Here is a 23,401-nt window from a genome sequence, read left to right as displayed (position 1 = left end):
ACCGGAAGGAGCGACTAGTCGTCGTCGATCTCGAGGATCGTGCGGCCCTTGTAGGTGCCGCAGCTCCCGCACACCCGGTGCGGCGCCTTCGGCGCGCCACACTGGGGGCAGACACTCGTCGCCGGTGTGTTGAGCGCGTCGTGTGCGCGGCGCTTGTCGCGTCGCGCCTTCGAGGTCTTTCGCTTCGGTACGGCCATGGGATCCGTTTCCTTCTGTCGCCGGCGGCGCCGGCCATCGTCGTGAATGTTCTCGCAGGGCCCCCCGCCCTACGTCGTATTCCTAGTCTCGACGTTCCGACTCGAGCTCCGCCTTCAGCCCGGCGAGCGCGGCGAAAGGCGATTCGATCTTCTCGTCTTCACAGGTACAACCGGAGTCCTGCGACGCACCGCAGTGCGCACAGAGTCCCGGGCAATCTTCATCACAGAGGGGTTGGAGCGGCATCGCGAGCGCGATCACCTCTCCGAAGAAATCGTCGAGACCGACCACGGCCCCGCGGTACGAGCCGACCTCGAGATCCTCCCCGAGGCACACCCCGTTCTCCGCCAGCCCCTTCTCCCCTTCGGGATCCGGCGCCTGGCCACCGAGCGGCTCGAGCACCAGGCGGTAGGGCTCGCGAAGCGCGTGAGGATAGCGCTTGCCGCATCGGCTGCACTCGAGTCCGACCTCCCCCTCCAGATCGCCCTCGATCACGATGTCGTCGGAAACCCGGGACGCCTCCAGGCCGAATCGGAAGGGCGCCTCGACGACCACCGAGTCGTCGCCTTCGACCTCGTTCCGGGCGATCCACCACGCCGCCGGCACCTCGAAGTCGAAGCGCTCCTTGCGGTCGGTCAGCCGCTCGATCTGGATGCGGAAGTCGGGCATGGCGGCGGATCCGGAGGAACTCCGAAGGCGAGGGGCGCTCGGGGCGCGAAACGGTTGAGAATTCAGTGGCTTGGCCGGCTCTGCAAGGACTGCGGCGGCGCGCGCCGCTGGATAGCAGACGCGCCCGGCGGCGATCAAGGGGTGCGCTGAAACGGCACCGGACCGCACGAGAGCTGCGATATGCTCCGCGGCCCATGAGCCCCATTCGCACACGATTCGCCCCCAGCCCCACGGGGTTCCTCCACATCGGGGGCGCCCGGACGGCCCTCTTCAACTGGGCCCTGACCCGCCAGCAGGGGGGCGCCTTCATCCTGCGGATCGAGGACACGGACCTCGAACGGTCGACCCGCGAGTCCGAGGAGGCCGTCCTCGACGGACTGCGCTGGCTCGGAATCGACTGGGACGAGGGGCCCCTCCGGCAGACGGACAACGCGGAACGGCACAAGGCGGTGGTCGAGCAGCTTCTCGAAGAGGGGAAGGCCTATCGCTGCATCTGCACCCGGGACGAGCTCGAGGCGAGGCGAGAGGCCGACATCAAGGCCGGCGGCAAGGGGATCTACGACGGGCGCTGTCGGAACGCGCGCCTCGGTCCGGACTGCGGCCCGCATGCGGTCCGCCTGAAGATCGACCCGAACGACTCGCTTCGCTGGGACGACCTGGTCTTCGGCCCGAGCGGCCAGGACGCTTCGGAGATCGGCGACGGCATCATCCGGCGAACCGACGGCACACCGCTCTATCACCTGGCCGTCGTGGTCGACGACATCGACATGGGCATCACCCACGCGATCCGCGGCGCCGACCACCACAGCAACACGCCCTTCCAGCTCGCGATCTACCGGGCACTGGGGGCCGCCCCGCCGACCTTCGGCCATGTCCCGCTGATCGTCGCCGAGAGCGGTCGCAAGCTCTCGAAGCGAAAGGACCCGGTCTCGATCCAGCAGTTCAAGGCGGACGGATTCCTGCCCGACGCGATGCTCAACTGGCTGGTGCGTCTCGGCTGGAGCCACGGCGACCAGGAGATCTTCTCCCGGGCGGAGATCGTCGAGCACTTCGGCCTCGACCACGTGGGCCGCGCCGGCGCCCAGGCGGACCTCCAGAAGCTCGAATGGCTGAGCCAGCACTACCTCAAGGAATGCCCGGCGGACGCGCTCTTCGAGGCGGCGAGCCCGTTTCTCGATGCCGTCGCCGGACGCGCGGTCGAACGCGACGCCAACCTCGACCGGACCCTCGACCTCCTGCGCGAGCGAAGCAACACCCTCGTCGAGATGGCCGAAAAGGCGCGCTTCGTCCTGTGCGACGAGATCGAGATCGATGCGGGCGCCGCGAAGAAGCACCTGCGCCCGGTCGCCCTCGAACCTCTGGAAGCGCTGATCCCCGCGCTCGAAGCCCTCGACGAGTGGAGCGAAGCGACCCTCGAGCCCGCGTTCGAGTCGACCTGCAAGGCGCTGGACGACCTCAAGCTCGGCAAGCTCGCCCAGCCCGTGCGCGTCTCCGTCACGGGTACCGGTGCGTCGCCCGGCATCTACGAGACCCTCGAGGTCGTGGGCCAGGCGCGCACGATCGCGCGGCTGCGCGCCGGGGTCGAGGTGATCAAGGCGCGTATGGCGGAGGGTTAGGCACGGCCTAGAGCACGTGCAGCAGCCACATCCTCGGCAGGAAGAGGATGGCGACGGTCCCGACCGCGATCGCCGGGGCAAAACCGAACGGGCGGCCGAGGGCACCGCGGCTGAGTGCCTGGGCCGTGCCGAGCACGAGGCCGACCAGCGACGAGGCGAGGATCGTGTCGAGGACGCCGAGCGGGCCGACGACGGCCCCGATCATGGCGAGGAGCTTCACGTCGCCCAGCCCCAGCCCCGGGAACCAGAGCCAGTAGTCGGCTTCACGGGGCGTGGGCAGCGATTCGCCCTCCCCCGGCCAGTGCTCGAAGGTCCGGCCCATCGCGACGGAGACCCGCGCATGGACGAACGCGACGGTCCAGAGCACGCCCGCACCGATCGCGGCGCCCAGCGCCGAGCGAACCAGAGCGGCGACGAAGTCGCCGCCGGTCCACACGGTCACCGACGGGACGAGCACGAGCGCCGCCGCGAGACCGCCCAGCGAGATCGAGTCCGGAATGATCTGATGGTCGTGATCGATCATCGCCGCAGCGATCAGGGCCGCGCCGAAGAGGCAGTAGAGCGTCGTCCACGCCGTCGGGCCGAAGCGCCAGGCGATCGCCGCGAAGAGCAGGCCCGTCACGAGTTCGACCGCGGGGTAGCGGACCGAGATGGGCGTCCTGCATGCGCGACAGCGACCGCGCAGGAAGAGCCAGGACAGGACCGGGACGTTGTCCCAGGGCTTGATGGGGGTTTCGCAGCCGGGGCAGTGCGACGGCGGCGACACGATCGAGAGACCCTCGGGAACGCGGTGGATCACCACGTTCAGGAAGGAGCCGACCAGCAACCCGAAGACGAGCGCGACCGGCAGGAGCGCCTCTGGCGCGATCTCGATCGTCATGTTCCCCTCATCCGACCGTCTTCGGCCGATCCCTGCTGCGCAGACTCTAGGGCGACCCCGTTCCGGGCGCCCACGACGTTCGCTTCTACTTGAAGTCCCGACGACTGAAGATCATCGAACCGAGCAGCAACGTGCAGCCCGTGTACCCGATCGCGTAGGCGACGGCGAGACCGACCTCGCCGCGCTCGATCGGAAGCCCGTGCACCGCCTCGAGGGTCTTGTTGAAGACCTCGAAGTCCGGGAGGAGCTGGAAGACCCAGCTGCCGACGAGGCCGACGCTCTCGAGATCCGACTGCTGGGCGAGCGCGTGCAGGTCGCGGGTGAGATGGCCGATCATCCAGAGTCCGATCGTGAAGAGCGCCGCGAGCATCGGCGACGTGAACGCCGAGAAGAGCGTGGCGATCGCGACGAGCACCATCAGCTCGAGGCCGATCAGCGCGATGGCCAGGAAGTGGTCGCTCACCAGCGGCGCACCGGCGAGCGCCGAGACGATCGCGAAGGCGATGCCCATCAAGGCGAGCTGGAGCCAGACGGTGAAGGTCAGCCCGGCCCACTTGCCGAGCAGGAACTCGGTCCGGGAGACCGGCTTCGACAGGATCGTGAAGATCGTGCGGCGGTCGACCTCGTTGTGGATCAGGCCGATGCCGACGAAAGTCGCAATGCCCGCGCTGAAGAAGCGGATCGCCGACATGCCCATGTCCTGGAGGATCTCGTCGACCTCGACGTAGGAGAGCGTCGCCAGCAGGACGCCGGACGCGATCATCAGGAAGCTGAACCCGAGCAGCGTGTAGAGCAGCTTGTTCCGGATTGCCTCGCGGAACGTGTTGGTCGCAAGGGCGTGGATGCGAAGCAGCGAAGCCATCAGCGCTCTCCTCCCGGCGCGGTCGCCCCTTCGTCCCCGGCGCGCACCGCGTCGAGGAACACGTCTTCGAGGGAGCTTCGATGGGGCGTCACCGAGACGACCTCGGCGCCCACGCGCATGACCGCATCGAGCACGCCATTGACGTCCTTCTCCGCCACGCGCAGCTCGAGGCGTTCCCCGAGCCCCCGCATCTCGAGATCGAAGCGCTCCGCGAGCTCGTCCGCGGTCTCCGGCGGCAGGCTCGAGATCAGGACATCGGTCTCCCGCCGGTCGGTCGGGAGGAAGTCCTCGATCTGGCCCTGGTGCCGGATGCGCCCCTTCACGATGATCGCGACGCGATCGCAGATCGACTCCACGTCCGAGAGGATGTGGGTGTTCATGAAGACCGTCTTGCCCTCCGCGCGAAGCGAGAGGATCAGATCGCGAATCTCCATCCGACCGAGCGGATCGAGCCCGCTCATCGGCTCGTCGAGGAAGACGACCTTGGGGTCGTGGATCAGCGCCTGGGCGATCCCGACCCGCTGCAACATGCCCTTCGAGAATGTGCGAAGGCGCGCGTCCATCGCGTGGCCGAGGTTCACGACCCCGAGCAGACGGTCCACGCGCGCCGCGCGCTCGGAGGCGGGCACGCCCGACAGCCGCGCATAGAAGTCGAGGATCTCGCGGGCGGTCAGGAACGGGTAGAAGTAGGGGTTCTCGGGAAGGAAGCCGACCTGATGGCGGAACTCGGATTCGCCGACGTCGCAGCCGAGGATCCGCGCCCCGCCTTCGGTCGGTCGGATCAGCCCCATCAGCACCTTGAGCGTGGTCGTCTTGCCGGCACCGTTGGGTCCGACGAATCCGAAGATCTCGTTGTCCTGGACATCGAAGGTCACGCCGTGCAGCACACGCTTCCGGCGCAGCCCGAAGCCCGGCCGGAAGTCCTTCACGATGCCGCGCACGCGGACGATCTCGTTGCCCCGATCCGTCACGCACCTTCTCCTTCTGCGTGTTCCCTGACGTCGTCTTCCGGGGCGGACGCCTCCGGGCGATTCGTCTCTTCGCCGAAGAGCGCGCCTTCCTGTCCGCCGTAGTGCGAGTAGTGGACCTCGTATCGCGCCCCGAGATAGCTGGAGACGATGCGGTCGTCTTCGATCTGCCAGACCGAGCCGCGGCGCAGCGGCGCCGGGATCGCCTCGGGCTCCGGATCCGGGAGCTGCTCGATCACGCGATGCGGTCCGGTCACGAGGTCCTCGACCCGCTCGATGTCGCGACCGGTGAGCGCCCGATAGGCCGCGCGCGCCCGGTCCAGGAAGCGCGCCTTGTGCTCGATCTCGATCTCGTCGAGGCCGGTCTCGTACTTCACCCGCTCCTGCGGGTCGTCGGTGCCGGCGAGCATCTGGCGGAGGAAGACTTCGGCGACCTCGATGTCCCCGGTCTGACTCTTGAGGCGCGCGACCAGGCGCGGCAGGTAGCCGGGGGACCCTTCGAGGTCCATCGCGGCTTCGAGCGCGTCGGCTGCGGCCGGATAGTTGCCGAGATAGTAGAAGTGGTTGAAGCCCAGGTAGAAATGATTGCGCCAGTCGTCGGGATGGAACGCGATGGCGCGCTCGAGCAGCCGGTTGGCCTCGAGGACCTGTGCCCGGGAATGCGTCATCCAGACCGCGGCGAAGCGATAGGGATGTCCGACGTGCGGATTCAGCGTCGTCACGACGTCCACGAGCCGACCGAGGTGACGCGCGACCCGCTCGTCGACGGCCTGCTGGGACCCGGCGACCTGCACGGCCTGGAGCCAGTAGTAGTCGGCCAGCAGCGCATCGAAGCCGAGGCTCGCCGCGTCGACGGCGGCCGGCGCCGGCACGAAGTCCTCGCCCCGATCCGCGCGCGTCTCGAGCGGCACGCGCGCGTGCGCCCAGCCCGTGAGGAACACGAAGCCGAGCATCGCGAGGATCTGGAACGCTTTGGACGACACCCCTCAGGACTCCGAAGGCGGTGGACGCGAAGCGGGGGCGCCGAACCAGGCGCCCTCCACCCGGTCGACGCGACTAGTAGTCGTCCGCGACGAGGACCCGCGCGACCTGGTCGAACATGCGTGACCCGCTCTCGAAGGGCGGCGTCTGGTTGCCGCCCTGCCCCGTCTCGCAGAAGCCGCCGAGGCGGTCGGGATGGGTGTAGAGCAGGACCGAGAGCGACGCGTCGCCATCGAGGTTGCCGTAGGCGGTCGCCGTGAAGCACGCCTCGGTGCAGGTGCACGCCCCCGTCAACGGGTCGGCCGGCGTCGCGGTGTCGTAGTCGAAGAAGACGTCGCCTTCCGGGACCCAGCCGACGGTCGCGAAGGCCGTGCCGACCGACGCGCTGTCGCGAACGAAGGTCGTCGGCGCCTGACCGAGCGTGAAGCTCGGCTCGGCGGCCACGGGGACGTAGTCGTTGAACTCGGCGAAGTAGGCCTTCTGGGCCTTGCCGAGGGACGCGAGATTCGCGAACGCCTCGGAGCGCTTCGCGGTGAGCTGGTAGTTGAGATAAGACGGAATCGCGACCGAAGCGAGCACACCGATGATCGCGACGACGATCATGAGCTCGACGAGCGTGAAGCCTCGATTCCGGTTCTGGTGCGTGCGTGCCATGCGTTTCTCCCTGTGGGGTCGCTCGCGTCGCTGCGAACGAAGACCCACGCCCCACCCATCCAGGGGAGAGCAACCTGCGTGCCAGAGCGCACGCGACGCCTCTCTGATCGGCAAGAGTCGGCGCAGCCTTGAGACGGGCCTTCGGGATCCGCGGCGCGTGTCGCAGATCACCGCGCGAGACGATCCTGTGAGGCCGCACACAGGGTGACGTTCCACGTCACCGGCGGACGACGGGCGTCACTCCCCGGGTTTCCCTGCAGGGCGGGTCGGACGAACCCACCCGCAGCACGAGCGCAACCGTTCGAGCGCGATCCGCCCCCCGGGTTGACCCCTACGGAGGCGCCGGCTAGTCTCGGCCGCCGTCCGGATGCGCTCCCATCGTCTAGTGGCCTAGGACGCGGCCCTCTCAAGGCTGAAACACGGGTTCGAGTCCCGTTGGGAGCGCCATTTTTCGCGTGGCGCGGACGCCCTTCGAGGGCGTCCGGCGCCTCGCGCGCCGCGGGCGCTCCGTTCAGGCCATGGGCCATGGATGTCGGCGGAGCGAGCTGGACCCGACGCGCCGGAACGCTTCTCGCCGAGCCGTCCGACCTCCCCGCCTCCCCCCGATCGATTGGAACGAACCGTTGAGTGCTGAGTTTGCCTTCGCGTTTCTGGACTGCGAGTTCGGGGGGCTCGACGTCGAGATCCACGACCTGACCGAGGTCGGGATCATTCTGACCGACGCGCGCCTGAACGAGTACGCGGAAGCGCAGTGGCGCGTGCGGGCGCGGCCGGAACGGATTTCGCCCGAGGCGGCGGAGATCTTCGGCTACGACGAAGCCCTGTGGGCCGAGGCGCCGGGTGTGCGACAGGTCCTGTCCGAGATCGTGGAGATGCTGCCCAAGGACCGGAAGGTGATTCCGGCGGGCCAGAACGTGCGGATGGACGTGATCTTCCTCGAGCGCGCGTTCAAGAAGTGCGAGATCCCCTACCCCTTCGATTACCACGTGATCGACCTGGCCACGCTCTTCTACTCGTGGTCGCTGGTCGCCGGAGAGCCGGCCCGGGCGATCTCGCTTCGCCAGGCGGCGACGACCGCCGGCCTGCTCGGCGAGGGCGGCGTCGCCCACCGCGCCCTCGAAGACGCGCGACTGACGCTCGAGTGCTTCCGGCACTACATCGGCCGGCTCTCCCCCCGCGAGCCCGCCGAGCTTCCCACCGACTGATCCCCGTTCTCCGGGATCGGGATCAGCCGCACGCGCCACTTCTCGAGGGCACGCCGGTCGAAACGGCCGAGCGCCGCGCAGAGGGCGCGTCCCCAGGGCTTCGACACGTCGAAGCGGAGCGCCGAAGCGAAGTCGATCAGGACCGGATGCCCGTCCTCGCCGGCGAGGACGTTGCTGCGATGGCGCAGGTCGAGGTGGACGACGCCGCGACGGTGCATCTCCGCGATCGCCGACTCGAGCTCCGGCAGGAACGTCTCGGGCAGCATCCCGCGCAGCGATCGCGAGAGCAGCTGCCCCGGTCGGTATTCGAGGACGAGCGCGAGTTCGTCGACGCAGCCGAGCAGGCGCGGCACCGCCGGGACGCCCTCCAGCCGACGATAGGCACGCGCTTCCCGCCGCAGGAGCGAGGGCGCGAGAAACCGCCTCACCCACTCGGCCCGGGGCGCGTAGTCCTTGACCACGACGGGCGGGTCATCCGCTCGCTCCCCCTCCACGAGCAGCACGTCGGGGTTGCCGCTCCCGCCTTCGTTCAGAATCGAACGGGGTCGCATTGCCAGCGCCTCGCGCGTCAACACGACCGGCAGGGGATCCCTCACCCGAGCGCTCCGGCCCGCCACCAGATGACGAGCCACCCGAACACGACCGCCAGCAGAGTCCCGAGCTCGTTGTTGTCGGAGTAGCGGTCGAACCCCCAGCCGACCGCCCGCGGGTTCACGACGTCGTCGCGCCAGGGGCGCAGCGCTGGCCAGAGGGCCGGCACCGCAGCCCGATAGCGCGCGAACCGTTCGCCGTAGCGCGCCTCGAGGCGCCCGCTCTCGGCGCGTTCCTTGCGCGGGAAGTAGTGGAACGCGAACCAGGGCCACAGCACCGCCAGCACCGCCAGAGAGACGAGTCCGCCGACGGCGATCGCGAATCCGGTCCCGATCAGCAGCGTGCCCAGGTAGAGCGGGTGCCGCAGATGGGCGTAGGGCCCGGTCGTCGTGAGGACATCGTTCTTCACGAGGTGCCCGGCGCCCCAACCACGCACTGCCAGCCCGAACAGGATCGGGGGAAGCGCGGCCAGGAGTGCGGCGCGATTCGGAACGTGCAGCAGCAAGAGGGCCACGCCCGCGACGTAGAGCGGCAGGTAACGCACGCTCAGGTTCTTGAGGCGGATCGGGTTCCGCATGCGCGGAGGCTAATCAGCGTGCGCCGTCCGAGCAATGCGCGGAGGCGGATCGGCGTGCGCCGTCCGAGCAACGCGGGCCCACCCGCGCACCTGCGGAACCCACGGCTCGCGCCGCCCGAGGTCGCCCGCATCGAGGCCCCTGATCAGCGCCTCTTCAGCACCTCTTCAGGGCCTGGTCGACCGCGGTCAGAGATCCTTGCCGTCACCCGGCATTCGGCGTCCTTCGGAGACGACCATCTCCCACAGCTCTTCGCGAAGCCGCTCGCGGAAGGCCGGGTCCGCCGGCACCGGATCGACGTCCGCCGCCAGGAACTCCAGGAGCTCGGCCTCCTGACCGGATCCGAGATCGGCCGGGTCGAGAACCGCTTCGGCCGCGTGTCGGCCGGGAAACGGGATGACCTCTGCCCCGCCCTCGGCGTCGATTCGTGCCCGCGTCGCATGGCGGTCGAAGACGCGGGCGTTCTCGCGGCCTGGATGCTGCGTAGCCGCTCGGGACGGGGAGGAATCGGAAGCCTCCTGGGAAGGAAGAGTCTCCTCCCGCGAAGCGTTCGACTGGGGCGCGCGATCGACGGGCCGAAACCAGTCCCGAATCCCCTGCCAGACTCTGCCGCGCGCCACGTCTCGTTCTCCCAGCCACCTGTGAACCGCCCGGGCCGGCCTCGCTCGTGCGAAGCCCGGTCGGCCGCCGCTGCCGGCCCTCACCCTGGGCCCGATGGCGGGCACTTGGTTCGGGCTGACGTCATTTCAGAGTGGTGCCTTCCATACGCATGTGTCACCGGAGGAGCATTTTTTTTGTCCGATCCGACATCGCCCGGGCACATGCCCCTCAGGGAACAAGGGCCTCCCCGGACCTCAGTCCGCGGGCGAGCTCCCCGGCGCGAGCCCCTCGACGAGGAGCTCGATCAGGTCCGCGCAGGCCTCACGGAGCGCCTCGCCCGGGGAGACGCGGGTGTAGATTCCGAAGAGGCTGCTCATGAAGACGATCGCGACCTGCTCCGGCGGCAGGGACGTCCTCATCTCTCCCCGCTCGGCGGCGCCGCGCAGATGCCGCGCCAGCTCGTCGGCGAGGGACGGGACGTTGTGACTCGGATCGTGGACGTCCATCGGACGCCTCACGTAGAGCGCGAGCATGTCGGCCAGCAGATCCGCCTCGCCGACCCGGCTGTGCTCGTCCATGATCGCGTCGTTCACGCGCAGCAGGAGTTCGCGGAGCGTCGGTTTCGATTCGCCGAGAACCGCGACGCGCCGGGCGATCCGCGCGTTGATCCGCCGCGCCAGCTCCACCAGGACGTCGTCCTTGGTCGCGAAGTGGAAGTAGAAGGTGCCCCGCGCGACGCCCGCCGCCTTTGCGATCCGGTCGATCTGCGCGGCCGCCACGCCGACTTCGCGGAACTCGCGCAGCGCCATCTCGAAGAGTCGCTCGCGGGTCTCCGCGCGCTTTCGCGCGCGGGCGTTCCGGGCCTGCGGCGGATCCTCGGCGCTCCCCGATCGGCCTTCGCGGCCGCCTCCCGGGGTGATGGGGGTGGGGCTGCCCATGCGCAAGAGATACGCAAGACACTGACATGTGTCAACGAATGCTCATGCGCCCTCGGAGCCGGTTTCCGGTCGCACGAGCGCTCGCGCGCGATCGGGAAACGGACGCGTGGAGTGCCGGCCGTGCGCCCGCCTCGAGCGGGGTGCGCGCCCGGCGGCCTCTTGCGTGCCACACGTCGGCGACCGGGTCGGGCACGGGGCGGCCCGCGCCTCCGGCCCCGGCCCTTCACAGCATTCGAGGCGGCTGCGAAGGGCCGGCGAGGCGGCCGGGGCGGTGGAGCGACGCGCGAGGGAAGGAGCGGCGCGCTCCGGGGTGGGGACGAATCGGGAAGGGTTCGCGCCTACGAGCGGAGCAGCCCCTCGAGACCGGGGGTGCCCGCAGAGATGGCGCGGCGCATGCGGTAGAGGTTGGCCTTGACCGCATCCTCGCTCTTGCCGAGGGCGTTCGCGATCGAGCGGATCGGCTGCTGGCGCAGGTGCTTCAGGTGGAAGATCCGCCGCTGGAGCGGCGTCAGGTCGTGGGCGATCACGTGCTCGCAGCGTCCCAGGACCCGTCGCGCGTCGACGGCTTCGTCCGCCGGCGGCTCGAAGGCCTGCACGTCGAGCGCCCCGCCCTCTTCCAGCGGCTCGAGCCGCGGGCGCGGCTTGCGGAAGCGGCGGTTCACCTTGTTCCGGGTCACCCCGAAGATCCAGACCAGCAGCGCCGACTCGCCCTTGTACGACGCGAGCGCCGTCATCAGGGTCATGAAGACCTCCTGAGCAACGTCCTCGGCCTCGCCCGGATCCCCGAGTCGCTTGAGCGCGAAGCGGTAGACGCGCGGAAAGTAGGTCTCGTAGAGCAGGTCGAAGTGCTCTCGGCTGCCGGCCAGGATCTGGTCCACCAGTTCCCGGTCGCAATCCCACGCCTTCTGCGCACGCTGTCGAGTAGAAGAATCGGCCACGTTATCGTTCCTCGATCTCTCCGAGGACTCGCGCGGGCCTTCCCTGCCTAGCGCCCACGTCCGGTTGAACCGGGCGGGTCGGCGGTGGAAAGAGTTCGGTCTCCCTGACTCGCTTCCAGTGGTTCCGGCAGGTCCCTGAACTCCTGCCGGGCTGGTCGCGAAAAACCGAACCGGGTGCCCGCTCGAACTCGTCGAGCATATGGATGGCTTTTCGAAAGTCCGCCCGATCACTCGGGCTTCGGCCAGTCTAAGAGCAATCGCCGTGCCAGAGCAAGCGTTTTCTCGACGAGGCCGTAAGTGCCTGTATTCAAAGGGTTGTGACCTGGATCACGGTCCGCAGAAAACTGCATGGCGGGGTGCGGTGTGGGTACTTTCCTACCGTTCGAGGAAAGTTCTCTTCCCCGTCGCCCTCGGCGGCCGGATCGATCAGATCTTGCCCGGGACGACGAACCAGCGCCCCTCGCGCCAGCTCCACTCGTCCGTCCGCAGAAGGGTCGCGTTCCACCACCGCAGGGGCAGATCGTTCTTCCCCGTGAAGCGCAGGGAGAGGAGCAGATTCCCTTCCGGCCCGACCTCGACGCCGAGCAGGTCGATCCGGGTCGGCCGGTTGAACTCGATGTTTGCGCGATCGAGCTCGTCCACCAGGGCCGCGTAGTAGTCGGAGTACGCGGCCAGGGTCGGAAAGAACTGGCGAACGCTCGGATCCTCGAAGGTCGCCCGCGAGTTGAAGCGACGACTCGTGATCCGCTCGTAGAAGAGACTCGAGAGCGGCAGCAGCTCTTCGATCGCCTCGGGCGGCAGGGCCGCTGCGACCGAGGCGCGCTCGGTGTCGGTCAGCTCCGCGGTCCAGCCTGGGGTCCCCGCCCCGCCCGGCGGCGTCGCGCACGATGCCAGGGCCCACAGGAGCAGCGACGCGCCCAGGACGCGCACGCCCGGGGTGGAGACGCGAACGCGCGCGCGTCCACGTGTCCCCCGGACGTTCATGCGTCGCTCTCCGCCCGGCCGACCGCGGCCTGGGCGGCCGCGAGGCGTGCGAGCGGCACGCGGTACGGCGAGCAGGAGACGTAGTCGAGACCGACCTCGGCGAAGAAGCGCACGCTGGCGGGGTCACCGCCGTGCTCGCCGCAGACACCGAGCTTGAGGTCCGGGCGCGTCGAGCGGCCCCGCTCGGCGCCGAGACGGACCAGCTGGCCGATGCCGTCGGCGTCGATCGAGACGAAGGGATCCGCATCGATCAGGCCGCCGTCCACGTAGTCGGGCAGGAAGTTGCCGGCATCGTCGCGAGACAGCGCGTAGGCCATCTGCGTCAGGTCGTTCGTCCCGAACGAGAAGAAGTCCGCGTGGTCCGCGATCCGATCCGCGGTCAACGCGGCACGCGGTACCTCGATCATCGTGCCGATGATCGGCTTCACCCGCGTCCCCGCGTTCTCCTTCCTCACTTCCGCGATCACGTCCTCGGAGAGCTGCCGAAGCTGCTGCAGCTCCTTCTCGTGGGCGACGAGCGGGATCATGATCTCGGGCTTCACGCGGACCCCGTCCGCGGCGACATTGACCGCCGCCTCGGTGATCGCCCGCACCTGCATGGCGTAGATCTCCGGGAAGGTGATGCCGAGGCGACAGCCGCGATGGCCGAGCATCGGATTGAACTCGTGGAGCGACTCCAGCGCGTGGCGAACGTCGCCGATCGAGCGACCGAGCGAATCCGCGACGGCCTGGATGTCCTCTTCGGTCTGGGGCAGGAACTCGTGGAGCGGCGGATCGAGCAGGCGGACGGTGACGGGCAGCCCGTCCATCGCCCGGAAGATCCCCTCGAAGTCGCCCCGCTGCATCGGCAGCAGCTTGGCGAGGGCCTCCTCGCGGTCCGCGATGTTCGACGCCAGGATCATCTGACGCACGGCCAGGATCCGACCCGGCTCGAAGAACATGTGCTCCGTCCGGCAGAGGCCGATCCCCTCGGCGCCGAACGAACGGGCGACTTCCGCATCCTGTGGTGTATCGGCGTTCGTGCGCACGTTGAGCTGCCGGATCTTGTCCGTCCAGCGCATCAGCTCGGAGAACGCGCCGCCGAGCTCGGGCATCACCGTCGCTGCCTGGCCGAGCATGACCTCCCCGGTCGATCCGTTCAGCGTGATCCAGTCCCCGGCGTCCACGACGGCGTCTCCGACCCGCATCGTGCCCTTCTCGTAGTCGATCGCGAGCTGACCGCAGCCGGCCACGCAGCACTTGCCCATCCCACGCGCGACGACCGCGGCGTGGGAGGTCATGCCGCCCTTGGCGGTCAGGATCCCCTCGGACGCGTTCATCCCGACGATGTCCTCGGGCGAGGTCTCCGTCCGGACCAGGATCACCTTCGCGCCCCCCTTGGCCTTGGCCTCCGCTTCCTCGGCGGAGAACACGACCTGGCCGACGGCCGCGCCGGGCGACGCGGGCAGGCCGCGCGCGACCACGTCCGGCGCCTTGTCCTTGTCGATGGTCGGGTGGAGCAGCTGATCGAGGGAGTTGGGCTCGATCCGCGAGATCGCCTCCTCCTTCGTGATCAGGCGCTCCTTCGCCATGTCGACGGCGATCTGGACCGCTGCGCCCGTCGTGCGCTTGCCGGCCCGCGTCTGCAGCATCCAGAGCGTGCCGTCCTGGATGGTGAACTCGATGTCCTGCATGTCCCGATAGTGCTTCTCGAGGCGCTTGTAGATCGCCACGAGCTGCTTGTACGCCTTCGGCATCTCGGCCTCGAGCGTCGGCAGGTGCTTCGTATCCTCGGCCCGGCTCGCCTCGTTGATCGGCTGCGGCGTGCGAATCCCCGCGACGACGTCTTCGCCCTGGGCGTTCTTCAGGTACTCGCCGTAGAAGTTCTTCTCGCCGGTCGAGGGGTTGCGGGTGAACGCCACGCCGGTCGCGCAGGTATCACCCATGTTCCCGAAGACCATCGACTGGACGTTGACCGCCGTGCCCCAGTCGTCCGGGATGTCGTTGAGGCGTCGATAGGCGATCGCGCGCGCGTTATCCCAGGAGCCGAAGACGGCCCCGATCGCGCCCCATAGCTGCTCGAGCGGGTCCTGCGGGAAGGGGGCGCGGGTCGTCTCCTCGACGATCTGGAGGTAGTCCGCGACGACGCGTCGCAGGTCCGCCGCCGTGAGCTCCGTGTCGTTCTCGACGCCTCGACCCTCCTTGGCCGCGTCGAGGCGCTGCTCGAAGCGGTCGTGAGGCACACCGAGGACCACGTCCCCGTACATCTGGATGAAACGGCGATAGCTGTCGTACGCGAATCGCTCGTCCGCGAGCTTGGCGAGGCCGGCGACGGTCGCGTCGTTCAGGCCGAGATTCAGGACCGTGTCCATCATGCCTGGCATCGAAGCGCGGGCCCCCGAGCGGATCGACACGAGCAGCGGGCGATCCGGGTCCCCGAAGCGCATCTCCATCAGCTGTTCGACGTTCGCCAGCGCCGTCAGCACGTCCGCCTTCACGTCCGGCGGGAGCTTGCCGCCGCGACGGTTGAACTCGGCGCAGACCTCGGTCGAGATCGTGAAGCCGGGGGGGACCGGGATCCCGAGCGAGGTCATCTCGGCGAGGTTCGCGCCCTTGCCGCCGAGGGTCTCCTTCATGGCCGCGTGACCGTCGGCCTTGCCGCCGCCGAACGAGAAGACCTTGCGCTGGCTCGCTGCCTTCGCGGCGGCGCTCTTGGCGCTCTTGCGCGCCGCGGCGGCCTTCTTCTTGGCCGCCGCCTTCTTCTTCGTGCCGCCGGCCTTCTTCTTGCCGGCCGCCTTCTTGGCGGTCTTCTTCCTGGTGGTCTTCTTCTTGGCGGCCTTCTTCGTGGCCTTCTTCTTCGTGGCCTTCTTCTTGGTGGCCTTGCGAGCGCTCACAGCCCCTCCTCCAGACGATCGCGCAGGGTATGGACGAGCGTGTCGATCGGGACGCGCTCCTGGTTCATCGTGTCGCGTTCTCGCACGGTCACGCAGTTGTCTTCCTCGGAGTCGAAGTCGTAGGTCAGGCAGAAGGGCGTTCCGACCTCGTCCTGGCGCCGATAGCGTCGCCCGATGTTGCCGGCGTCGTCGTAGAAGGTGTTGAACTGGCCGCAGAGCTGCTTGTTCAGTGCTTTCGCCGGCTCGGCCAATTTCTTCGACAGGGGCAGGATCGCCGCCTTGATCGGCGCCAGCGCCGGATGGAACTTCATGACCGTCCGGGACTCACCGTCCTCGAGCTGTTCTTCCGTGTACGCCGCCACGAGGAGCGCGAGGGACGTCCGGTCGACGCCGACGGACGTCTCGATACACATTGGCGTGTATCGCTCCTTGGTCTGCTCGTCGGTGATCGCGAGCTCCTTGCCGGAGTACTCGGTGTGCCGGGAGAGGTCCCAGTCACCGCGATCGTGGATGCCCTCGATCTCCTGCCAGCCGAACGGGAACAGGAACTCGATGTCCTCGGCCGCGTTGGCGTAGTGCGCGAGCTCGTCGTCGGCATGAGGTCGCATGCGCAGCAACGAATCGTCGAAGCCGATGTCGCGGTGGAACTGGTAGCGATACTCGCGCCAGTGCTCGAACCACTGGTCCCGCTCGGACGGATGGCAGAAGAACTCCATCTCGGCCTGCTCGAACTCGCGGCTGCGGAAGGTGAAGTTCCGCGGAGTAATCTCGTTTCGGAACGCCTTGCCGATCTGGGCGATGCCGAAAGGGACCTTCTGACGGGCGGATTCGCGAACGCGCTTGAAGCCGGAGAAGATCGGCTGGCAGGTCTCGGGCCGCAGGAACGCGGTCGTCGATTCCTCGACCGAGGCCCCGATCTGCGTCGAGAGCATCAGGTTGAAGTCCCGCGCCTCGGTCAGGTCGCAGTCGGTCACCGCCCGCTTCTTCGGCGCCTCCGGGCAGCGCTCTCCCTCGATCTGATCCGAGCGGAAGCGGCGCTTGCAGGTCCGACAATCGACCATGGGGTCGCTGAAGTTCTCGACGTGTCCCGAAGCCTCCCACGTGCGCGGGTGGGAGATGATCGAGCTGTCGATGCCGACCACGTCTTCGCGTTCGCGCACCATCCGGCGCCACCAGAAGGTCTTCAGGTTGTTCTTGAGCTCGACCCCGAGCGGGCCGTAGTCCCAGAACCCGGCGATGCCGCCGTAGATCTCGCTCGCGGGGTAGATGAAGCCACGAGCGGCGCAGAGGGAGACCAGGGTCTCCATCGCGAGGGGGTGGCGCTCGCGATCCTCTTCGGGCGTCGCGGCGTCGGTCGGCGCCGCGGCACCAGATGATGTATCGGACATGGCGGGTGGAGAATCCTGTGGGAGCCGACGCTGGTAGGGGTCGTTCCTTGGGGGTTCGAGGCTGATGGAGGCGACGCCGACAGCGGTCGGTCCGTGGGGGTCCGAGACGGATGGAGGCGACGCGGAGAGCGGAGCCTCCCGGCGGCCCGGGCGCCGGGGCGGCGGAGTATCCCCTATTCCGGGGAGCCGGTCGAGAAGCGCCCGGAGACCCGCTTGGATCTGCCGTGAGATTGCATCCCGGCGGGCTCTGATCGCGCGAAGGCCGGCGAGGCCGGAAATGAAACACCGTATGGCGATCTGCGGCGGGCCTGCGCTGCGGGGAGAGACGCCCTCGGGTAGCCTTGGCGCCGCTCCCGTCGGATCCACCGACGACGGCCGGAATCGCCCGTGCGCCCGAGCCGCAGAGAGCCAGGAGTAGAGGCAACGGCCCGCCATGGAATTCTTCCAACAGCTTGGTGATCGGACGGGCGCGCTCTGGGCCTACTTCCAGGACGACAAGACCGGTGACCTCTCCCTGCTCGGCGCGTTGCTGCTGGCAGGGCTCGCGCTGGCGACGGCGGTGCGATGCGTCCGCGCGATCCAGCCGGCGCTCGGCGACGAGGAGCTGGGTTCGGTCGTGGCCGTCGGTGGGGCCATCGCCGCGGTCTTCGGAACGGTCGGTCTCTACTTCCTCTACGTGGCCGTCGGCACGTTCTGATCCCCAGCCGCGCGACGTGGCCGTCGGCACGTTCTGATCCCCAGCCAAGCGCGTCTCAGGACGCGACGGCGGACTCCGGCGACGCGACGGGCAGGACCTCGTCGAGGAATCGCTCGCTGCGGAGCTCCACGCCGACGTGGAAGCGCTGGAACCGGAACACGAGGCGAGCGGCCTGCGCGAGCATGCGCGGGGAGAGCGTGATCCGATCGACCTGCTCCGCCGGCGAAGCGAGACCCGCTGCGAGGCTGCGAAGCGTCCCGAGCTCGACCGGGACGAGGCCATCGAGTCTCAAGCTGCAGGCCGTACACACGATCCCGCCGTCGGGCACGTAAAAGTGCACGCGATGATCCTGGGCGATCTCGTCGCCCGCGACGCGCCCACAGCGCACGCAGCGCCCGAGCTCCGGCCGGAGCCCCAGGGCATCGAGCCCCCGGAGCTCGAGCAGGAGCCGAAGCGACGCGGTCGGGGCGACCCGTTCGACGAGGCGGAGGCTGTCGGCCGCGTACGCGAAGAGGCGCTCGGCGTCCTCGCCGACCAGGCCCTCGGGCGCGAGTCGGTCGAGCATCTCCACGAGAAAGTTCGCGAGGGCATAGCGCGCCGGATGCCGGCGAAGTCCCAGGTAGGGATCCACCAGGGTCGCCTTCTCGAGGAAGGCCATCGACGCGCGCGGCTTCAGGCGCCCCTCGATCCGCAGGTGATTGAAGACGTCGAGCGTCCCGGGGAATCGGCGATGACTGCGGCGGGCGGCCTTCGCGATCGCCGTGAGGCGCCCTCCGGACTCGGTCAGGAGATGGACGATCCGATCGCTCTCGCCGTAGTCGACGGCGCGCAGGAGGATCGCCTCGCAGCGGATCGCGGGCATCGCCGGCTCAGCGACCGGCTGCGGCCGGCGGTTCGACGCGCGAGCCCCGTGCGGGATCGATCTCGCGGGCCGGGTCGACCTCCGCCCCCGCCGCTTCGGCGAGGGCCCGCACCGGATCCCGCCAGACCACCACGGCCCTGGACGGATCGTCGGCGCTCGCCCCCACGAGCATCTGCCAGCCCGCTTGCAGGACCAGCAGTGTCACGACGAGGATTCCACCGAGTGCGACGAGCGCGGCGACCTGCTTCGCGCGACGCGAGCTGGCCCGGCGTTCCCAGGCGCCGACCGACGGCTCCTGGAGCATGCGCGCCACCGCATCGTCGACGTCGAGCCCGAGCGCGATCGCCACCGTGCGGACGAATCCGCGGACGAATCCGTCGGTCTCGCCGTCGAACTCCCCGCCCTCGAGTCGTTCGAGGGAGCGCAGCGGAATCCGCGTCATCGTCGCGAGCTCACCCAGGGAGACCCCGCGCAGGACGCGCTGTCGGCGCAGGTACTCGCCGATCGGCACGTCCTCGAAGGTCCCCGCGACCGCGACCGACGGCCCCTCCGGCTCCTCGGTCGTCCCGGACGCGACCCCACCGCGCGTCGGGGGCACCCGTCGCGCTGTGTCTCGTCCCGACTGTTGCGTCTCGTGATCGATCATGCCCCGCCTACCACGTCGAAGCGTAGCAGCGGGCGCCCGACACGAGCGGGTTCAGCGCAGCAGATCGAGGTAGGCCTGGGACTGCGAGCCCCAGTCGTCGTCCGGCGCGATCTTGGCCGCCGCCTTGAAGTGATCGACGGCCTTCTCTCTCCGCCCGAGCCCGACGAAGAGCTCGCCGAGTCGGTAGTTCGCCTCCGCGTGACCGGATGCGTTGAGACGCCCGGAGTCGAGCGCCTTCTGGAGGGAACGGATCGCCGCCACCGTGTGCCCCTGCTTCGCCTCGAGGATGCCGAGGTTGAGGAGCGCCGGGCCGAACCGCGGGAAGAAGGAGAGCGCTTCCTGGAACTTCGAGCGGGCCTCGTCGAGGCGGCCGAGCTTCATGAGCGCCCAGCCGCAGTTCGAGAGCGGTCGCCAGGGCGTAGAGATCGTCGGATCGGCGGCGAGCGCCTCGCAATACTCGAGCGACTCTTCGTAGCGACCGAGCTGGGAGAGCAGCGCCGACAGGTTCAGCTGGGCCTGCTGCTTGGTCTCGTCGTCCCGGAGACGGTCCGACAGCTTGATGGCGTCGCGCAGGTAGTTCTCCGCGACCTCGGTCTGCCCCTTGCGGCGGAAGGCCTCGCCGAGCCAGAGGTGCGTCTTCGGATCGCGATCGCTGAGCTCGAGCGAGCGCATCAGCTCGCGAATCGCCATGCCCGTGCGATTCGTCGACAGGTAGTCCACGCCGAGATCGCGCTTCGCTTCGGCCTCGGTCACCTGGTAGAGATCGGGACCCTCGGCCGGGGTGGTCGTCGTGACGCAGCCCGCGGTCACGGCCATCGAGAGACATCCGAGCACGAGCATCGTCGCGCGACGCGCGACGGTCGACGTCGACGGAGTTCGGTCCTGCATGATCCAATCCTCTCTCGGACCTCCGGGTCGCGGTCATCCCGCGCCCCGAACGGCCTCAGAAACTCGCGAGCAGCCGAGCGAGGGTCGATGGCTTCTTCGCGCCATCGCGTCCTCGTCGCACTCGCACCAGCGGAATCCGCCCGAGCTGATTGCCGCCGTGGGTCGCCTCGTTCTCATCCACGCTCGTCGCCTCGGCGTGACGGAACTTCGAGAGCGTCTGTCGCGGCGGGACCTGCGGCGGCGGTGGCGCCACCCGGCCCGACGCGGCTTCGACCTTCGCCCCCTTCGCCTTGCGGGGCGCCGGTTCGGCGCCCTCCAGACGTTCCGTCTCCTGCGTCACCTCCAGCGAGGGTGATGCCCGAGGCGACGAGGTCTGCCCTTCGACGACCACCCCTTCCAGCTCGAGGTCGAGCTCGGGAACGAGATCATCGAGAATCATCGTGTGGGATTCGGGCGGGTCGACCGCGGACGCGGCCGGCGGCGGGGACGGGGGCTCCGCTCTGCGGACGGGTGCGACCGGCGGCAGGGACGAGGGCGCCCGCCCTTCGGCGGGCGGCTGGGACGGATTCGCGGCCTTCGCCGTGGGCGGCGGAGAGTCGGGTGTCGTCGGGGAGGCCGGCGGAAGCGGGGTCGTAGCGGGGCGCTCCTCCGCGAGCCGGATCGACTCGCGCGCTGCCGGCTCGGCCGGTACGGCGCGAGGCGTCGGCGGGAGGTCGAGCTCGCCCATGAGGCGCCCCCAGAGCTCCATTGCCTGGACGCGCCCGGTTCCGTCGCCCGCACTGGCCACCATGTCCTCGTCGAAGAGGAATCCCATCCGCTCCGCTTCGGCGAGGATCGGCTCGAGGGCGGTGGCGACGGCCACATCCGGCTCGATCGATTCCTGATTCCGGAAGACTGCCACCTGCCCCGACTCGTTCGAGCGGATGCCGAGCGCGAGCCCGATGCCGCCCCATTCCTCGCCGAAGGCGACGATCGCGGCCCGGGCCGGGCCCACGGGCAGGAATCCGACGTTGAGGACCGGCGCGTTGAGCGCGGGGCGCAGCGCCAGCAGGCTCGCCTCGCTGAGAGGCAGCGGCTCGGAAAGACGTCGGAACATGCCTTCTGCATCGGCCCGCCGGCCGGATTCTTGAGCGTCACGGGGTGGCAGCGAGGCGCCGGAAACCCTCGACCCGACAAGCCGTTTTCCGATCGCTGACGGCCTCCTGGATCGGTCCCGGGGACCTTTCGCACCCCGATCAGCGGGATACAATCCCCAGAGGCCGGGCCCTCACGGGCACGGCAGCCTTTCGAGCCGCGAGGCATCATCCTCGGTGGAGCGTTCGCGTGTGCGCGAAGCTTCGCGATCGGCCCGAGCCAGACGGGGTGGATACGGCATTCGCCCCCGCCCCGGAGAGAAAATCCCACGACGTGTGCCGCCCGCGGGCTGCACGATGAATCACCGACGAGCGCGGCCTCCGCATCGCTGCGCTCCCCAGCCCACGCCTCCGGTACGACACGGTCCGGAGACGGCGAGACAGCCCAGCGTGCCTGCAACCGACTCCGCGCCTCACAAGAACTCCGAACAGCTCGAGAGCGTCGCCATCCGATTCGCCGGAGACTCCGGCGACGGCATGCAGCTCACCGGAACGAAGTTCACCGACGAGACCGCCCTCGCCGGCAACGATCTGTCGACGTTCCCCGACTTCCCCGCAGAGATCCGCGCGCCCGCCGGAACGATGGCGGGGGTCTCCGGCTTCCAGATCCACTTCTCGAGCCGGGACATCCACACGCCGGCGGATCGCCCCGACGTACTGATCGCGTTCAATCCCGCGGCGCTTCGCGCCAACGTCGACGACGTGCGTCCGGGCGGGACGGTGATCATCAACATCGACTCGTTCAACGAGAAGGCGCTGAAGCGCGCAGGCTACGAGGGGGACCCGCTCCCGGATCTTCGCGAGCGATACAACCTCGTCGAGATCCCCTTCACGACGCTCAACCGTGAGGCACTCCAGGGCCTCGACCTGTCGTCCCGCGACATCGACCGCTGCAAGAACTTCTTCGCGCTGGGCGTGCTCTGCTGGCTCTACGGACGCCCGATGGATGCGACCGAGCGCTGGCTCGCCGGCAAGTTCAAGGACCAGGTCCTCGAGGGCAACATCCGGACGCTCCGCGCCGGCTACGCCTTCGGCGAGACCACCGAGCTCTTCCCGACCTCGTTCATCGTCCCGTCGGCGAAGATCGAGAGCGGGACCTACCGGAACATCACGGGCAACCAGGCGCTGGCCTGGGGCCTGGTGGCCGCCGGCGTCCAGATGGACCGCGAAGTCTTCCTCGGCGCCTACCCGATCACCCCGGCCAGCGACGTGCTCCACGAGGTCGCGCGCTTCCGCCACTTCGGCGTGAAGACCTTCCAGGCCGAGGACGAGATCGCGGCGGTCTCGTCGACGATCGGCGCCGCCTTCGCTGGCAACCTCGCGGTCACGGTCTCGAGCGGTCCCGGCTTCATCCTGAAGCAGGAGGCCCTCGGCCTCGCGGTGATGACGGAGCTCCCGCTGGTGGCGATCAACGTCCAGCGCGCCGGTCCCTCGACCGGCTCGCCGACGAAGACCGAACAGGGCGACCTCCTGGCGGCCCTCTACGGCCGACACTCCCAGAGTCCGCTGCCGATCATCGCGGCGTCCACGCCCGGCGACTGCTTCCACACCGCCCTCGAGGCGTTCCGGATCGCGGTCAAGTACATGACGCCGGTCGTCATCCTCTCGGACGGCTACATCGCCAACTCGGCGGAGCCCTGGCTGATCCCCGACGTCGACTCGCTCGAGCGGACGGAGATCCAGTTCGCCAACCCGATCGACATCGGTGAGTTCCTGCCCTACTCGCGCGACCCGGAGACCGGCGCGCGGCCGTGGGCGATCCCGGGAACGCCGGGCCTCGAACACCGGATCGGGGGTCTGACCAAGGCCGACGGCTCGGGCAACGTCAGCTACGAGGCGGACAACCACGGCAAGATGATCCAGCTCCGCAAGGACAAGATCGAAGGCATCGCGGCGGACCTCCCGCCGGTCGAGGTGGACGGCCCCGACAGCGGCGAGCTCCTCGTCGTCGGCTGGGGCGGCACCAAGGGCTCGATCACCGCCGCCTGCGAGAGAGCTCGGGAACAGGGCATGTCGGTCTCGCAGATCCATCTGCGCCACCTGAACCCCTTCCCGAGCAACCTCGGCGAGGTCCTCGGTCGCTTCAGCAAGGTGCTGCTGCCGGAGCTCTCCGACGGCCATCTCGCGATGCTGCTCCGCAGCAAGTACCTGGTCGACGTCCAGATGCTCAACAAGATCGAAGGCCAGCCCTTCAAGATCTCCGAGCTGATGGACGCGATCACCGAGCTCTACAACCGCTAGCCACCCGGGCTCACGCA

22 protein-coding genes, 1 tRNA gene and 1 pseudogene are annotated in these 23,401 nt (G+C 69.0%); 5 read left to right on the top strand and 19 right to left on the bottom strand.

Features of this window, described 5'->3' with window-relative positions; genetic code table 11:
• Positions 1 to 14: 14 nt before the first annotated feature.
• Together rpmF and NXI30_24385 are read right to left on the bottom strand one after the other, a co-directional pair.
• Positions 15 to 197, bottom strand: a complete 183-nt coding sequence (gene rpmF / locus NXI30_24390) for a 50S ribosomal protein L32 (GenBank protein MCR9097368.1) — start codon at positions 195 to 197, stop codon at positions 15 to 17.
• 82 nt (positions 198 to 279) lie between these two features.
• The gene (locus NXI30_24385; protein ID MCR9097367.1) at positions 280 to 864 is read right to left on the bottom strand and encodes a YceD family protein; all 585 of its coding nucleotides are present in this window, start codon (positions 862 to 864) and stop codon (positions 280 to 282) included.
• A gap of 194 nt (positions 865 to 1,058) precedes the next feature.
• Between NXI30_24385 and gltX the strand changes: the two genes are divergently transcribed.
• The gene (gene gltX, locus NXI30_24380; protein MCR9097366.1) at positions 1,059 to 2,480 is read left to right on the top strand and encodes a glutamate--tRNA ligase; all 1,422 of its coding nucleotides are present in this window, start codon (positions 1,059 to 1,061) and stop codon (positions 2,478 to 2,480) included.
• Positions 2,481 to 2,487: 7 nt separating this feature from the next.
• On the opposite strand, the gene NXI30_24375 is transcribed toward gltX, so the two are convergent.
• The 5 genes and pseudogenes from NXI30_24375 to NXI30_24355 form a co-directional block, all read right to left on the bottom strand.
• On the bottom strand, positions 2,488 to 3,360 hold the full coding sequence (locus NXI30_24375) for a prepilin peptidase (protein MCR9097365.1): 873 nt from the start codon (positions 3,358 to 3,360) through the stop codon (positions 2,488 to 2,490).
• A gap of 85 nt (positions 3,361 to 3,445) precedes the next feature.
• Positions 3,446 to 4,222, bottom strand: coding sequence for an ABC transporter permease (locus NXI30_24370; GenBank protein ID MCR9097364.1), 777 nt, complete (start codon positions 4,220 to 4,222; stop codon positions 3,446 to 3,448).
• A complete protein-coding gene (locus NXI30_24365) occupies positions 4,222 to 5,193 on the bottom strand; it encodes an ABC transporter ATP-binding protein (GenBank protein ID MCR9097363.1) in 972 nt (323 codons plus the stop codon). The genes NXI30_24370 and NXI30_24365 overlap by 1 nt, the downstream gene beginning before the upstream one ends.
• Positions 5,190 to 6,173 carry a hypothetical protein gene (locus NXI30_24360; GenBank protein ID MCR9097362.1) on the bottom strand — a complete coding sequence of 328 codons (984 nt, stop codon included), beginning with the start codon at positions 6,171 to 6,173 and terminating at the stop codon, positions 5,190 to 5,192. Before NXI30_24360 ends, NXI30_24365 begins: the two co-directional genes overlap by 4 nt.
• Positions 6,174 to 6,684: 511 nt before the next feature.
• A pseudogene (locus tag NXI30_24355) lies at positions 6,685 to 6,825 on the bottom strand (prepilin-type N-terminal cleavage/methylation domain-containing protein).
• Positions 6,826 to 7,196: 371 nt separating this feature from the next.
• On the opposite strand from NXI30_24355, the gene NXI30_24350 reads away from it, so the two are divergent.
• Together NXI30_24350 and NXI30_24345 are read left to right on the top strand one after the other, a co-directional pair.
• Positions 7,197 to 7,272, top strand: a tRNA-Glu gene (locus NXI30_24350).
• Positions 7,273 to 7,448: 176 nt separating this feature from the next.
• A complete protein-coding gene (locus NXI30_24345) occupies positions 7,449 to 8,030 on the top strand; it encodes a 3'-5' exonuclease (GenBank protein ID MCR9097361.1) in 582 nt (193 codons plus the stop codon).
• On the opposite strand, the gene NXI30_24340 is transcribed toward NXI30_24345, so the two are convergent.
• The 8 genes from NXI30_24340 to NXI30_24305 form a co-directional block, all read right to left on the bottom strand.
• A complete protein-coding gene (locus NXI30_24340) occupies positions 7,979 to 8,626 on the bottom strand; it encodes a hypothetical protein (protein ID MCR9097360.1) in 648 nt (215 codons plus the stop codon). The two genes, NXI30_24345 and NXI30_24340, sit on opposite strands and share 52 nt — an antisense overlap.
• A complete protein-coding gene (locus NXI30_24335; protein ID MCR9097359.1) occupies positions 8,623 to 9,198 on the bottom strand; it encodes a hypothetical protein in 576 nt (191 codons plus the stop codon). Before NXI30_24335 ends, NXI30_24340 begins: the two co-directional genes overlap by 4 nt.
• A 186-nt stretch (positions 9,199 to 9,384) precedes the next feature.
• Positions 9,385 to 9,816 carry a hypothetical protein gene (locus NXI30_24330; GenBank protein ID MCR9097358.1) on the bottom strand — a complete coding sequence of 144 codons (432 nt, stop codon included), beginning with the start codon at positions 9,814 to 9,816 and terminating at the stop codon, positions 9,385 to 9,387.
• A gap of 234 nt (positions 9,817 to 10,050) precedes the next feature.
• Positions 10,051 to 10,734 (bottom strand): TetR/AcrR family transcriptional regulator, encoded by a 684-nt coding sequence (locus NXI30_24325; protein ID MCR9097357.1) that lies wholly within the window; start codon positions 10,732 to 10,734, stop codon positions 10,051 to 10,053.
• Positions 10,735 to 11,072: 338 nt separating this feature from the next.
• Positions 11,073 to 11,672 (bottom strand): RNA polymerase sigma factor, encoded by a 600-nt coding sequence (locus NXI30_24320; protein MCR9097356.1) that lies wholly within the window; start codon positions 11,670 to 11,672, stop codon positions 11,073 to 11,075.
• Positions 11,673 to 12,098: 426 nt separating this feature from the next.
• On the bottom strand, positions 12,099 to 12,656 hold the full coding sequence (locus NXI30_24315) for a hypothetical protein (protein ID MCR9097355.1): 558 nt from the start codon (positions 12,654 to 12,656) through the stop codon (positions 12,099 to 12,101).
• A complete protein-coding gene (gene ppdK / locus NXI30_24310; GenBank protein ID MCR9097354.1) occupies positions 12,653 to 15,529 on the bottom strand; it encodes a pyruvate, phosphate dikinase in 2,877 nt (958 codons plus the stop codon). The genes NXI30_24315 and ppdK overlap by 4 nt, the downstream gene beginning before the upstream one ends.
• Positions 15,526 to 16,836 (bottom strand): glycine--tRNA ligase, encoded by a 1,311-nt coding sequence (locus tag NXI30_24305; GenBank protein MCR9097353.1) that lies wholly within the window; start codon positions 16,834 to 16,836, stop codon positions 15,526 to 15,528. The genes ppdK and NXI30_24305 overlap by 4 nt, the downstream gene beginning before the upstream one ends.
• Before the next feature lie 514 nt (positions 16,837 to 17,350).
• Here NXI30_24305 and NXI30_24300 point away from each other — a divergent pair.
• Entirely contained in the window at positions 17,351 to 17,614 is a 264-nt protein-coding gene (locus NXI30_24300) for a hypothetical protein (protein MCR9097352.1), read from the top strand.
• 55 nt (positions 17,615 to 17,669) lie between these two features.
• Here the strand turns inward: NXI30_24300 and recO are convergent, their stop codons facing one another.
• From recO to NXI30_24280, 4 genes are all read right to left on the bottom strand, one after another.
• Positions 17,670 to 18,476, bottom strand: coding sequence for a DNA repair protein RecO (recO, locus tag NXI30_24295; GenBank protein MCR9097351.1), 807 nt, complete (start codon positions 18,474 to 18,476; stop codon positions 17,670 to 17,672).
• Positions 18,477 to 18,483: 7 nt separating this feature from the next.
• Positions 18,484 to 19,074, bottom strand: a complete 591-nt coding sequence (locus NXI30_24290) for a helix-turn-helix domain-containing protein (protein MCR9097350.1) — start codon at positions 19,072 to 19,074, stop codon at positions 18,484 to 18,486.
• 99 nt (positions 19,075 to 19,173) lie between these two features.
• On the bottom strand, positions 19,174 to 20,010 hold the full coding sequence (locus NXI30_24285) for a tetratricopeptide repeat protein (GenBank protein MCR9097349.1): 837 nt from the start codon (positions 20,008 to 20,010) through the stop codon (positions 19,174 to 19,176).
• A gap of 55 nt (positions 20,011 to 20,065) precedes the next feature.
• On the bottom strand, positions 20,066 to 21,106 hold the full coding sequence (locus NXI30_24280) for a hypothetical protein (GenBank protein MCR9097348.1): 1,041 nt from the start codon (positions 21,104 to 21,106) through the stop codon (positions 20,066 to 20,068).
• Positions 21,107 to 21,533: 427 nt separating this feature from the next.
• Between NXI30_24280 and NXI30_24275 the strand changes: the two genes are divergently transcribed.
• A complete protein-coding gene (locus tag NXI30_24275; GenBank protein MCR9097347.1) occupies positions 21,534 to 23,384 on the top strand; it encodes a 2-oxoacid:acceptor oxidoreductase subunit alpha in 1,851 nt (616 codons plus the stop codon).
• The last annotated feature ends 17 nt before the right edge of the window (positions 23,385 to 23,401 follow it).

The organism is bacterium (assembly GCA_024742285.1).
Lineage (GTDB): Bacteria > Myxococcota_A > UBA9160 > UBA9160 > UBA4427 > UBA4427.
This window is presented reverse-complemented; position numbering and strand designations above follow the sequence as displayed.

Coding starts and splice junctions, on each gene's coding strand:
- rpmF (MCR9097368.1), bottom strand. CDS start 197: ATGGCCGTACCGAAGCGAAAGACCTCGAAGGCGCGACGCGACAAGCGC.
- NXI30_24385 (MCR9097367.1), bottom strand. CDS start 864: ATGCCCGACTTCCGCATCCAGATCGAGCGGCTGACCGACCGCAAGGAG.
- gltX (MCR9097366.1), top strand. CDS start 1,059: ATGAGCCCCATTCGCACACGATTCGCCCCCAGCCCCACGGGGTTCCTC.
- NXI30_24375 (MCR9097365.1), bottom strand. CDS start 3,360: ATGACGATCGAGATCGCGCCAGAGGCGCTCCTGCCGGTCGCGCTCGTC.
- NXI30_24370 (MCR9097364.1), bottom strand. CDS start 4,222: ATGGCTTCGCTGCTTCGCATCCACGCCCTTGCGACCAACACGTTCCGC.
- NXI30_24335 (MCR9097359.1), bottom strand. CDS start 9,198: ATGCGGAACCCGATCCGCCTCAAGAACCTGAGCGTGCGTTACCTGCCG.
- NXI30_24325 (MCR9097357.1), bottom strand. CDS start 10,734: ATGGGCAGCCCCACCCCCATCACCCCGGGAGGCGGCCGCGAAGGCCGA.
- NXI30_24315 (MCR9097355.1), bottom strand. CDS start 12,656: ATGAACGTCCGGGGGACACGTGGACGCGCGCGCGTTCGCGTCTCCACC.
- NXI30_24305 (MCR9097353.1), bottom strand. CDS start 16,836: ATGGAGACCCTGGTCTCCCTCTGCGCCGCTCGTGGCTTCATCTACCCC.
- NXI30_24300 (MCR9097352.1), top strand. CDS start 17,351: ATGGAATTCTTCCAACAGCTTGGTGATCGGACGGGCGCGCTCTGGGCC.
- recO (MCR9097351.1), bottom strand. CDS start 18,476: ATGCCCGCGATCCGCTGCGAGGCGATCCTCCTGCGCGCCGTCGACTAC.
- NXI30_24285 (MCR9097349.1), bottom strand. CDS start 20,010: ATGCAGGACCGAACTCCGTCGACGTCGACCGTCGCGCGTCGCGCGACG.
- NXI30_24280 (MCR9097348.1), bottom strand. CDS start 21,106: ATGTTCCGACGTCTTTCCGAGCCGCTGCCTCTCAGCGAGGCGAGCCTG.